At 64.1% G+C, this 11,269-nt stretch carries 8 protein-coding genes and 1 pseudogene; 1 reads left to right on the top strand and 8 read right to left on the bottom strand.

What is annotated here, in order from left to right; all coding sequences use genetic code 11:
• From ABI213_RS21380 to ABI213_RS21405, 6 genes and pseudogenes are all read right to left on the bottom strand, one after another.
• Nucleotides 1-322: pseudogene (locus ABI213_RS21380) on the bottom strand (hypothetical protein); the annotation flags it as partial.
• Between the two features lie 54 nt (nt 323-376).
• Nucleotides 377-1,183: a class III extradiol ring-cleavage dioxygenase gene (locus tag ABI213_RS21385; protein WP_348005279.1), complete on the bottom strand. Its 807-nt coding sequence runs from the start codon at nt 1,181-1,183 to the stop codon at nt 377-379.
• A 120-nt stretch (nt 1,184-1,303) separates the two neighbouring features.
• On the bottom strand, nt 1,304-2,704 hold the full coding sequence (locus ABI213_RS21390; protein ID WP_348005280.1) for a hypothetical protein: 1,401 nt from the start codon (nt 2,702-2,704) through the stop codon (nt 1,304-1,306).
• Nucleotides 2,701-4,557, bottom strand: a complete 1,857-nt coding sequence (locus ABI213_RS21395; protein ID WP_348005281.1) for a hypothetical protein — start codon at nt 4,555-4,557, stop codon at nt 2,701-2,703. Before ABI213_RS21395 ends, ABI213_RS21390 begins: the two co-directional genes overlap by 4 nt.
• A 37-nt stretch (nt 4,558-4,594) precedes the next feature.
• Nucleotides 4,595-8,692 carry an AAA family ATPase gene (locus ABI213_RS21400; protein WP_348028579.1) on the bottom strand — a complete coding sequence of 1,366 codons (4,098 nt, stop codon included), beginning with the start codon at nt 8,690-8,692 and terminating at the stop codon, nt 4,595-4,597.
• An 18-nt stretch (nt 8,693-8,710) separates the two neighbouring features.
• Nucleotides 8,711-9,037, bottom strand: a complete 327-nt coding sequence (locus tag ABI213_RS21405; protein WP_348005283.1) for a 2Fe-2S iron-sulfur cluster-binding protein — start codon at nt 9,035-9,037, stop codon at nt 8,711-8,713.
• A gap of 108 nt (nt 9,038-9,145) precedes the next feature.
• Here ABI213_RS21405 and ABI213_RS21410 point away from each other — a divergent pair, with 108 nt between their 5' ends.
• The gene (locus ABI213_RS21410; RefSeq protein ID WP_348005284.1) at nt 9,146-9,673 is read left to right on the top strand and encodes a GNAT family N-acetyltransferase; all 528 of its coding nucleotides are present in this window, start codon (nt 9,146-9,148) and stop codon (nt 9,671-9,673) included.
• A gap of 79 nt (nt 9,674-9,752) precedes the next feature.
• Here the strand turns inward: ABI213_RS21410 and ABI213_RS21415 are convergent, their stop codons facing one another.
• A complete protein-coding gene (locus ABI213_RS21415) occupies nt 9,753-10,415 on the bottom strand; it encodes a cyclic nucleotide-binding domain-containing protein (RefSeq protein WP_348005285.1) in 663 nt (220 codons plus the stop codon).
• A gap of 86 nt (nt 10,416-10,501) precedes the next feature.
• The gene (locus ABI213_RS21420; RefSeq protein ID WP_348005286.1) at nt 10,502-11,170 is read right to left on the bottom strand and encodes a helix-turn-helix transcriptional regulator; all 669 of its coding nucleotides are present in this window, start codon (nt 11,168-11,170) and stop codon (nt 10,502-10,504) included.
• Nucleotides 11,171-11,269: the final 99 nt, after the last annotated feature.

Below are 11,269 nucleotides of genomic sequence, written 5' to 3' on the forward strand. Positions count from 1 at the left end.
GGTACAGCACCGTGCCATCGGGGGCGAAGTCGCGCATCAGACCGTGGTTGTTGCCGCGCTCGTTGACGTTGCGCTCTCGCTGCAGCTTGCCCTTTTGGTAGTAGCGGTCCAGGCCCATGAAGCGGCCGTTTTGCAGCTCTTGCTCGCGTGCCAGTTGGCCGCTGTCGCGGTCTTTGCAACGCATCAACCCGGTCTTGCCCGCCGTGGTGTTGCCATTGTTGGGGTTGACGGACTCGCCGTTGAGCTCGCAGTCCTGGATCGCGTGGGCCGCGCCGACACACAGCAGGGCGGCACAGAAGGCAGTGATGGATCGAAAGTACATGCGCTATTGAATATATAGCTGCTAGCGCAGGTGCTATCTGCGCCAGCGGCCTGTTTATACCTGGGTGTCGAAGCGGAAGCTGGAGGCGGTGACACCGCCCATCATGCCCTCCTCGTGGTACACGCAGGTGGCCGGGTCGTTGAAAGCCGCGCCTACGGCGACCATCAGCGGTATCAAATGCTCCTCGCGCGGATGCGCCAGGCGGGCCGAGGGTGCGGCGGCCCAGGCCAGCAGGCGGGCTTCGCGCTCGGCCGGGCTGGCGGCCACAGTGTCTTGCAGCCAGTCGTCAAAAGCCTTGGACGGCGCGCGGGCCGCCGGGCCGAACATGCGCAGATTGTGGTAGCTCAGGCCGCTGCCGACGATCAGCACGCCCTCGTCGCGCAGCGGGGCCAGGGCGCGGCCCAGCGCCAGGTGGATGGCCGGGTCGAGCCCGGTTTTCAGCGACAGCTGCAGCACCGGCACATTGGCTTCGGGGTACATCACCACCAGCGGCGCAAACGTGCCGTGGTCGAAGCCACGCTGCGCGTCCAGCCCGGCGGGCAGGCCGGCGGCGGTGATCAGCGCCACCACGCGCTGGGCCAGTTCCGGCGCGCCCGGCGCGGGGTAGACCACCTTGTAGGTATGGGGCGGGAAGCCGCCGTAGTCGTACAGCATGGGCGGCTGGGGGCTGGACATGGCGGTGAAGGCGTTTTCCTCCCAGTGCGCGGAGATGCACAGCACGGCTTTGGGAGTGACTCCGATCTGGCGCGGCATGTCGGCCAGCGATTCGGCCAGCACGCGCATCATGGGCCGCATCTCTTCCATGTACGGCCAGGGGCCGCCGCCGTGGGAGATGAAATAGGTGGGCAGGGTAGTGGTCATGGCGTGGGGCTGTGCAGTGGCGATACCGTATTACACCCGCTGTGTTTCCGGTGTGCAGTCGAGTGGGTATTTGCTATGCTAAAAATAGCTGCTTGCGCAGGTGGAATATGCGCTAGAGGCCTATTTTTCATATATTCCACGCGCCAGCACGTCCAAGCTCGGCAAACTGGGGAAGAAGCTGTACAGCGTGCCCTTGGTCTTCACAAACGGCTTGAATCCGCAGAGCTGCGGGTTGGGCCCGGTGGCGCTGGGGATGTCGAACACACCGCCGCTGCCTTCGTGGTTGCCGACGATCGGGTCTTTGGCACTGCTGGGGTTGGGCACGCCAAACGGGTTTTTATTGCCCCATTCGGCCAACAGGTGTTCGAACTGGTCTTCCAGGCTGGCGCAGAAGAACAGGCCGAGCAGGCCGCGCTCGTCGGGGCTGGTGTAGGGGATGCCGCGCCGTATCAGCGGGCGTTTGCGCACCGGTACCACGGGGTCCTCGCGCGGGTTCATGCGGCGGATGTGCGCGCCGAAGGGGCAGCCCTGGCCTTGAGGGTCGGCGCTGAAGTCGAAATCGTTCAGGCCGGCACGGGTGCTGGGCTTGGGGCCGGTAGGCGGTGTGGCTTGTGTGGGCGTGATGACCTGGCCGTCGTGCCAGCGGCCCAGCAGCTTGGCACGCACCGTCTCCTCCGGCAAGGCGCTGCTGGTTTGGCTTTGCACAAAGGTGTTGAACGCCTCTGTGTTCTGCTCCATTTTGCGAAAGGCCGAGAAGCTGCCATCGGCAAAAAACTGCCGAACTTCCGCGTCTTCGGATGCGATCAACCAGCGGTTGTAGCCATCGCTGTTGCCGTAGCCCAGCAGAAATTCGCCGGGGGGTAGCAGCTTTTGCCCTACCTTCAGTTCGGCGTGCCCAGGGGTGTGGCGGTGCACACCGTCGATCAAGGGGTTGGTGATGCCGTCCAGAAAGCCAAAGTGCTCGCGCCGGGATTTCTTGTTGTGCCCCAGGTGCGCACCGTCAAAGGGCTGGGCCCAACCCTCGGGGGCAAAGGCCGGGCCCGCCATGGTTCGCAGGGTGGTGGTGCACTGGTCCAGCACGGCGGGGTCATCGGCATGCAGTGTCAAAAAGAGGTGGGCCGCGCGGGCTTGGAAGGCGGGCTCCCACTCTGCGACGGCGCTGGGCCCGGTGTCGGCCAGGCGGTGCGAGGCGCGCGGGGCCGCGCCTTCGGCAAAGGCGGTGGCACGGCTTTGGAACAGGCGCTGGTAGTGCGTGGGCAGTCCCATCGCCTGCAGGCCGGCAAAGGTAAAGCCGATGCCGACGGGGCAGCGCTGGTGCTGCAGCAGGGCGTTGGCCTGGTTACGGGAGTTGTCGGCGTTGACCACCCAGCCTTGGTCCAGCAGGGTACGCAGAAACTGGCGTGCGGCACCGGCCTGGGTATCGGCGATGTGCAGTAGGAAATACCGGGTGTTGTGGGTGTCAAAGCCGTTGACCACCAGGTTCTGGAGGTGGGCCGGGTTGACTGGGGGGTGAGCGCTCATGGCATGCCCTTGGTGGCGCGTTGGATGTCGTCTACGGTGCGCATCGGGTAGGCGCTGTAGAAGTAGCCGCCCGCGGGGGCCTGGTTGTAGCGGCGGATGGTGTCCACAAATTCTTTGGGAAACTCGGCCACGGGCAGGGGCGGCGCGTTCTGGATGTGTTCCAGCAACTGGTCGAACAAGGGGCCGACGTGCAGCGCAAAGTGTTCAATGTAGGCATCAAAGTCGCCGTCGAACACGGTGTGCAGGGCCAGTTCGCTGTCGTTGTTTTGCAGGTTGAACCAGGCAAAGTGCACATGGCGCGACTGGTCCAGCCGCAGCTGGATGCGCGGCGCGCCATAGGCGATGATTTTTTTCACCATCTCGGCATGCTCGGACAGCGGGGTTTTGATGGGCATGACTACGTTGAGCGACTGCTGGATGAGTGCCTTGTCCACGGTGTACTGCAGCGGAAAGCTTTCGCAGTTAAAGCCCCAGCGCTTGGTCAGCACGCCGATGTCGGCGGTGCGGCTGTCCAGTACCCGGTCTAGGCCGGGCAACAGCAGTACCTGCTGCACGACGTGGGTGATGAGGGGCAGAGCGATGTGCTTACCCAGGCACTGGTGCAGGTAGCGGGTGGCGGGGTTGTTATCGGGCGGACCGCCGAAGATCAGCGGGTCGTCGGTGCTGGCATCTTTGCGAAAGCTGTGCAGCTGTTCGCTGGCATTTTGGCGGGTGGCTGCGCCAACGGCCAGGATAACGATGGCATTGGCCGGTATCCGCAGGCCTTCCACATCCCCAAACGGGTTGGCTTGCAAGACCTTGCGCGGCAGGAACGGTGCGGGAGGTTGCAGGCGCAGGGCTTCCAGCACCAGCGCTTGCAGCGCGGGGTCGCGTGGGTTGGCGGCACGCGCCTGGGCGGCGGCCTTGGCGGTGTCCATGAGGTCCAGGGTGAATAATTGGCTGAGCGCAATCGACACGCTGGCCTGCACGTTGCCCACGATGCCGGCAATCGAGCCGACCACGATGGCCGCCAGCTCGGTGCCGGAAAAGCCCCCGGCGGTTGCGGCCAGGCGTTGCAACACGGGTTGGAAGCCGGGCACAAAGGTTTGCAACTCTGCCAATTCACCGGCAATGGTTTTGGCTTCGTCGATGTCGGCGCGGCTGATGGGGTTTTGGTACTGGTCGATGAGCTGGGCCACCCGGATCAGCAGCGCGCCCATGCCGCCCGAGGTTTCCACCAGGGTGCCGGGCGAGGTCACAAAATGGCGGGCAAACATCTGGTAGCTCATACCGGCGTAGGCCAAGCGGGTGGTGCGCTCCAGCAGGGCGATATCCGACTGGGCAAAGCCAAACAAAAAGCCCACAAAGCGCAGCGCGGCCTGCTCGGCCAGCAGGGCCAGGTCAAAGTTGCGCGACTTCAGCGGCAGAGTAGAGGCCGCCTGGTAGGCCACCGCGGACAGCGTGCCGATGGTGGTCGCGTCGTAGTGGAAGGCCTGCATGGCCAGCTTGCGCTGGGCCAGGTGCTCGTCGCTGGCCGGACTGGGCTGGTCCTTGTCCAGCCCCAGCATGAAGGTGCCGCTGCCCAGCGCCAGGTAGGGGGCGTTGCTGAAAGCCGCGGTGTCGGTTAGCGCCTGTTCGATGTGCGCGCGCTGGGTCAGCAGGTAAACCGTTTGGTGGTACTCGGAGTTGCCGTCGTCGGTGGAGCGGAACTTGGTGTCGGCCCGGCTGGTAAAGGGCAGTACCTGGGGGTGGGACAGCAGCTCTTGGTACAGCTCGGTCCGCTGCGCGTTGTCGCACAGCATGCTGAAGAGCTGGTGGTTGTGGCTGGCACCGTTGGGGGCCGCCTTTAAGGCGGTCAGGTGGGGGGTGGTCATGGTCGCTCCATCGGATGGACCAGCATGCCCCCAGGGTTTAAGCGGGTGTTGGCAGGCTGCTGGCGTGTTGTAGAAACTGCAGCAGAGCGTTGGCGGCCTGCACGTCGCGAGTGTAGTAACCCTCTGTTACATCGTCATACTCTATTTTGAGGATGCGCAGGGCATCGGCATCGCGGCCTTGGGTAGACCACAGGCGGGCCAAGCTGGTAGCACTGCGCAAGGCGGCGGCGGTATGCCGGTGGGCGTGGGCAAATTCCAGCGCGCCCAGCAGCCATTGCTGGGCTTCCAACTGGCGGTCCACGCCCTGTTGGCGGCTGGATTGCAGGATGAGCTCGCCGGTGAGGCGGCGTACCTCGGCCTCGTGGTAGTGCTCTTTGTAGTGACACACCAGGTCAAAGGCTTCGGCCAGCAGGGCCAAACCTTCGTCGGGCCGTCCGGCCAGGGCCAGACCTTCGGCTTGCATGGCCAGGTAGAGCGGGCGGGTGACGATGGCCCCGGTAGCGATCCACTGGGTATAGGCGTGGCGCATTTCCAGCACGCCGGTTTCCGGGTCGCCCAACTCGGCGACCAGGCGACCGTGCAGCAGTTGGGCGTACGACAGCCACACCGCAAAGCCGCCTTCGCTACAAATATCGCGGGAGCGCTTGGCGCAGTGCAAGGCCTGGGTGGTTTCGCCACGAAACCAACGGACCGAGGCGCAAAACGCATGGGCTTCGGCCATGCTGAATTTATGGTCCAGTTGCTCGGCCATGGCCACCACCTTCTGCGCCCGCTCCAGGGCCTGGTCGGCTTTGCCTACCTCCCACAGAGCCCAGGACGAATAGCACAGGCACATCACGCCGGGGTCTTGCACCATGCGGGGATGGTGCTGCAACTGGCCATAGGCGGCCAGGCAGCTGTCCATTTGCGCGATGGCGACCGTAAATTCACCTTGGTGGAACAGGATGTTGCTCACCGCCCATTGCAGCTGGATCTTGCGCATAGGGTCGGTCGAATCGGCCACCACCGCGGCGGCCTGCTGCGCAATGGTGTGGGCGCGACCAAAGTCGGCGCGCATGAAGTGGTAGCCCTCTAGTCCGAGCAGGGTTTTCATTTGGGCTGCCTCGTCGCCCGCACGCTGGCAGAGTTCAGCGGCGCGCTCGTAGGCCAAGCCTACTAAGTCTGCACCGTAACCGTGGGTCGTGATGAGCTGCCCGGCCAGCATGAGTTGCATGCGCAGTTCGGTCCGGTCGCGCTCGGACACCGGCGGTAGCCGCGCCAGCAGGCCCAGGCCGCTGCGCAGGTGGTTGATAGCCTCGACGTGGGCCGATCGGCTGGCCGCACGGCGGGCGGCGCGTTCCCAGTATTCCAGCGCCTGGGCATCGTTGCCCGACTGGGCAAAGTGGTGGGCCAGCAGCTCGGGCTGGGTTTGCGCCATGTCGGGAAATTGCTCGCGCACGACGTTGGCAATGGTGCGGTGTAGGCGTTTGCGGTCGCGCTCCCACATGGACTCATAGGCCGCGTCGCGCACCAGTGCGTGTTTGAAGACATAGCGCGGGCTGGCGGCATCGCCTTTTTCCACCACCAGCCCGGAGCGCACCAGCGCTGCCAACTGGGCGGGCAGGTGGTTGGTGCCGATCGGCGAGGTTTCGTGGACCAGCACCGCTTGCAGTAGCGGCAAGGAGAATTCGCGCCCTATGGTGGCCCCTACCTGTGCGACCTGCTTGGCGGTGGCCAGCCGGTCCAGCCGGGCCATCAGCAGGTCCTGGATGGTGGTAGGCACGGTGAATCGGGCGGCCAGGGTGGCATCCATGCTGTCGGGCTCAACGCCCAGGTCTATCAGCATGCGGGTGGATTCTTCGATGAACAGCGGCACGCCATCGGCCTTGTCGGCCAGCAGTTGCACCATCTCGCCCGGCACGGCGCAGGGGCCGCAGGCGGTCAAAATCATCGCCCGTGTGGCGGCAGCCGACAGGCCTTTGAGTGGCACTTCATGCACCGCAAAGCCCGGGTCGTGCGGTGGAGCCAACTCAGAGCGCAGGGTCAGCAAAATCAACAGGGCCGCATGGGCTCCTTCGGCGATGACACGGTGCACGCATTCGCGGGTGGAGGGGTCGATCCACTGCAGGTCCTCCACCAGCAGGCACACCGGGCCGTTGCGGGTTTCATGGACCAGCCAGGCCACCAGGATGTCCAGCGTACGCTGGCGCTGTTTTTCGGCCGAGAACTGCACCGGCGGCAGGTGGCCGTCGGTGGCAACGGACAGCAGGTTGGCTACCAGCGCCAAGTCACCTTCCTGCGAGCTGTGGGGCATACGGGCCTGGATGCGGGCGAGTTTGGTCTCGGTGCTGTCGTCGCCGTGCAGGCGCAGTCGGCGGTGCAGCAGGTAGATCAGCGGATGGAAGGCGCTCTGGGTGTGCTCCGGGGTACAACGGCATTCGACGGTGCGGTGGCCGCGCGCGTGCAATGCCCGGCGGAATTCACTGGTCAGCCGCGACTTGCCCATGCCTGCTTCACCCGACACCAGGACGGCCCGCAAGCCGCTGGTTTGTACGCCCGACCAGTGCGATTCGATCAGTTGCAGCTCGGCATCGCGCCCCACAAACGGGGTGCGCTGGGGGGCGGCTTCGGCCCGCAGCATGGCGTGGTCGCGTACTTCGCCCAGCACCTGGTAGGCATTGGTGGCCAGCGGGAAGCCTTTGAGCTGCGGCAAGTCGGTGAGCCGCTCGAACACAAATTTGTCTTTGACGATTTGCCGCGTCGAGTCGCTGGCCACCAGCGTGCCAGGGCGGGCGATGGACTGCAGCCGCGCTGCCAGGTGCAGCGACACGCCAATCGGCTGGCCTGCCTTGACCACCACGTGCCCGGTGACCACGCCTACGCGCACCTGCACGCCCAACTGGGCTACCGCCTGCAAAATCTCCAGCCCGGCCCGCAGTGCCCTGGCGACGGAATCCTCGTAGGCCAGTGGCACGCCGAAGTAGCACATGATGCTGTCGTCGCCCTGCGGATCGTCGGACACACCGCCCCAGCGCGCCACGATGCCTGCGCAGGCGGCGTGGTAGCTGTCGAGCATGTCGCTGTAGCGTTCGGCCCCCCAGGCTCCCAGTAGCTGGGTGGAATCCACCAGGTCACAGAACATGGAGGTGACCTGGCGCAGGTTGTCGTCCAGCCCAGGCCGGTCGGTACGGGGTCGCAGCACCAGTGTGCCGTCCCCGTACAGCGCCGCCGCCCAGGGGGACGCAGTGCCACCGGTATGGGTCGCCCGGCGTATGCCGTCCAGCCGGGCTACGCGTACCGCCTCATGCAGCGGCAGGCCCTGGGCCAGTCCCTGGTAGAAAGGGAGCATGAAGTCCTGCGGGTCGGGCGCGCCACCATCGCTCTCGTGGACCAGCACGGGTGCGCCCCGGCGGCAGGCCGCATGCAGCCAGGCGGAGCTGGCGAGCACGGAAGCTGCCTGGTCAAACACCAGCAGCTGGCTGGCTTTGGACTGCTGGGCGATGTCGGCCCAGGTCGCTGCGATGGAGTCTTGCGAGGGGGGCTGACTGGATTCCACCGTCACAGTGCAGTGCACCACATCGTGGTCGTCGGCCAGCCGCAGCAGGGTGGTGCGGTCCAGCGAATGGGCGTGCTCGGCGGTGATGCTGGTCAGGGCCAGGCCTTCGGTGCGCTGGATGCTGCTGGCCAGCGCTGCGCAGTAGACACTGCTTGCACGGTGGGCGGGTGTGCTGCCCAGGCTCAGTAGCAGTACGCGCAAGGTTTCGCGGTGGGCTGGTGCCCGCGCCGTGGGCACCAGCGAGGCATCGGACAGAATCTGCCGGGTGGTCTGGAACTTTTCGCCCAGGTAGTGAATGCCGTCAAAAGCCATTTCCCAAGGGATGCCGAGCAGGTTAGGGTCCAGTTGCAGGCACAGCGGGCGTGGTGGGCTGTGGGCTAAAAACTGGCGAATTTTCTCGGGAAAAAAGAGGGCACTGAGGCGTGCGCCCAGCACATTCAGGCTGTCTGCAGGCGGCATCTTCAGGGATTGCAAGCATCCCTCGGGCAACACTTTGCGGGCGATGTGGCCGATGGCGCGCCCGTCACTCAATGCCATGGACAAGACCGTGTCTTCCAGCAGGACGGTCAGGGTCAGCGCAGGCGTGTCGGGGGTATGCACAGGCAGGTCCGGCGAACGTTATGCCGTGGTGAACGGCGTGGTTCCGGCCTGCGCGGGCAGCCGCAGCACCACATCAGATGTTGGATAGGCCACGCAGGGCAGGATGTAGCCTTGGATTTTTTCTTCGGCACTCAGGCCCGGCCAAGCGATGCGGTAGGCCACTTGGCCGCTGACCAGCAGGCAGATGCAGGTGCGGCAGGTGCCGTTGCGGCACGAACTGGCCAGCAGTAGCCCCGCCTGTTCAGCCGCCACCAGCAAAGGCAGATCCGGCGGGGCATCAAACTGCGCCTCTTCCGGGGCGATCTGGGCTTTATGGGCTGTACAACAGGCGGTTTCGTATCGCATAGGTAAAGCCGAGTTTAGTCGGAGGCTCCGGGGGTGCCAATACCGTGGCGTTTTGCGGCGACAATCCCCGTCCCCCAAAATATTTTCGCGCTCAAGCCTATCTTTTCCATGACCAGTTCTTTTACCGTTGATGTCCGCCCCGCTGTCTTGAAAGAGGCCCAGGCGATTGCCGACCTGCACGTCAGTGCCACCGCTTCCGCTTACCAGGGCCTGGTGCCGGACGAGCACCTCAACACCATGCCTGCCCCCAAGCGTCTGGGCATGTGGCGCGATGCCATCGAATACGGCGACCCCCAGGTACAGGTGGCTTTGGATGGCAATAAGCTCGTTGGTTTTGTCGGCTTTGACCGCTCGCGCGACAAAGGCACCAAGAACACTGTGGGCGAGATCTGGTCCATCTACGTGGCTGAAAGCCACTGGGACAAAGGTGTCGGCCTGGCCCTGTGGGATGCGGCCCGCGAAGCATTGGTGGAAGAAGGCTGCACCACTGTCACCGTGTGGATTCCGCTGCGCAACGAGCGCGCGCTGCGCTTTTTTGACCTGGCCGGCTTCAAGCGCGAACTCAACACCGCTAAGACTGTGCCGATGGGCGACATCAAGATTGAAGAGATTCGCTTGAAACGTGCGCTGGATTGATTTGCTATATTTTAAATAGCTTCTGCCGCAGGTTCTGCCTGCGCTGGAGGCCTATTTTTTATAAATTTCCAGCCCCAGCTCACCACCTGGCGGGTAGGGGCTGCACCAGGATGATCTGGCGTTTCTCGATGTGTACGTAGCCGCCGTTTTCCAGGTCTTTTAGGATCCGGCTGACCATTTCACGGCTGCAGCCGGTGCGGCTGGCGATTTCTTGGTGGGTAATGCGTTCGGTGATGCGCTGGGTGCCATCGGGCTGGGGCGTGGCCAGGTTCTGCAGGCACTGGCTGAGGCGTCCGTACACGTCCACAAAGGCCAGGTTGCGGGCGCTGTTGGTGGCCATGCGGGCGCGGCGTATCACTTTGGACAGCAGGTCCAGCGCAAACTCGGGGTGTAGGCCAATAAAAGCCAATAGCGTGGTGCGCGTCAGCAGGGTGCAGACGGTGGGTTCCAGGGTCACCACGTTGGCCGAACGCGGTCCGCCGTCCAGTGACATTTCGCCAAAATAATCGCCCGGGCCGATCACCCCAAAGGTGATTTCCTTGTCGAAGTCGTCGGTGCAGTACACCTTGACCCGGCCTTCCACCACCACAAACAGCGTATCGCCAGGGTCCGACTCGTGGATCAGCACCGTGCCCTTGCGGTAGCGCCGTGATTCACCCAAAGGCACCAGTTCACGCAGCAATTGGGACTGCACGGGGTCGTTGCAAAAAGCGTGGGTAAGAGCGTTGATGGGAGGCTGCATGGCTTAGAGTGGGCGCACGTCGCGCGCACGCAGTCTATGCCATTCTGGAACCCGTCTTTACCTATTCGACAAAATCAGGGGCCAGATTAATGCTGTACAGCGGCCAGATGCCGGGCCATGGGCGGCAGGATGGACACCGTTTCCACCAACTGGCGGATGGTGTCGCAGCGGGTTTTGATGCGGATACTGCGCAACTGGCTGCGCACGGTAGAAATTTGTACGCCGTGGTGGGTGGCGATCTCGGTGGGCCGCATACCGCTGCATACCGAGGCCAGCACATTGCTTTCGGCGCTGGTTAGGCCGCGCTCGCGGGCAAATAGCGCCATCGTCGAGCTGTCGCACAGCTGCTGTTTGGCAAACACCAATAAAGCATAAGGTGCTGCACCGGGGGCGTTCAGTGGCACCAGGGCCACGCTGGTGGCGCTGTCTTCTCCGCCCAGGCTGATCAGCGCGCGCACCCCAGTTTGGGCACGCAGCATCGCGTGCTCCAGTTGCGGAGTGTCGGTGCGCAGCTGTGTGCTGAGCCGCCCGTCGGCCATGCACAGGCCGCTGCGCAGGCTGCCGGGGCCGCTCAGTGCGTCGTGCGCCAAGCGGTTGGCAAAGCGGATCTGGCGGGTGGCCATGTGCACCAGCGCCAGACCGTAGTCCATTTGCTCCAGCACACATTGCATCAGAACCAAGGTGTCAGACGGCTCGGGTTCATTGATGTAATTGATGGGATCGGCGGCGAAAGAGGGTGAAGCGATATTCAGCATGGCGGATTCCCAAGGGTGCCTGCTGGTCCTGCGACATGCAGGCTGGAACAAGGAGATACAAAAAATACTCAATTTGCAGCAAGGCTTACATGAAGCATA

The sequence above is a fragment of the Rhodoferax sp. genome, from assembly GCF_039922535.1.
Classification (GTDB): Bacteria; Pseudomonadota; Gammaproteobacteria; order Burkholderiales; family Burkholderiaceae_C; genus Rhodoferax_B.

Bases quoted from the DNA above. Each gene is read 5' to 3' on its own strand.
- ABI213_RS21390 (WP_348005280.1), bottom strand. From the start codon at position 2,704: ATGAGCGCTCACCCCCCAGTCAACCCGGCCCACCTCCAGAACCTGGTG.
- ABI213_RS21410 (WP_348005284.1), top strand. From the start codon at position 9,146: ATGACCAGTTCTTTTACCGTTGATGTCCGCCCCGCTGTCTTGAAAGAG.
- ABI213_RS21405 (WP_348005283.1), bottom strand. From the start codon at position 9,037: ATGCGATACGAAACCGCCTGTTGTACAGCCCATAAAGCCCAGATCGCC.
- ABI213_RS21395 (WP_348005281.1), bottom strand. From the start codon at position 4,557: ATGACCACCCCCCACCTGACCGCCTTAAAGGCGGCCCCCAACGGTGCC.
- ABI213_RS21385 (WP_348005279.1), bottom strand. From the start codon at position 1,183: ATGACCACTACCCTGCCCACCTATTTCATCTCCCACGGCGGCGGCCCC.
- ABI213_RS21415 (WP_348005285.1), bottom strand. From the start codon at position 10,415: ATGCAGCCTCCCATCAACGCTCTTACCCACGCTTTTTGCAACGACCCC.
- ABI213_RS21420 (WP_348005286.1), bottom strand. From the start codon at position 11,170: ATGCTGAATATCGCTTCACCCTCTTTCGCCGCCGATCCCATCAATTAC.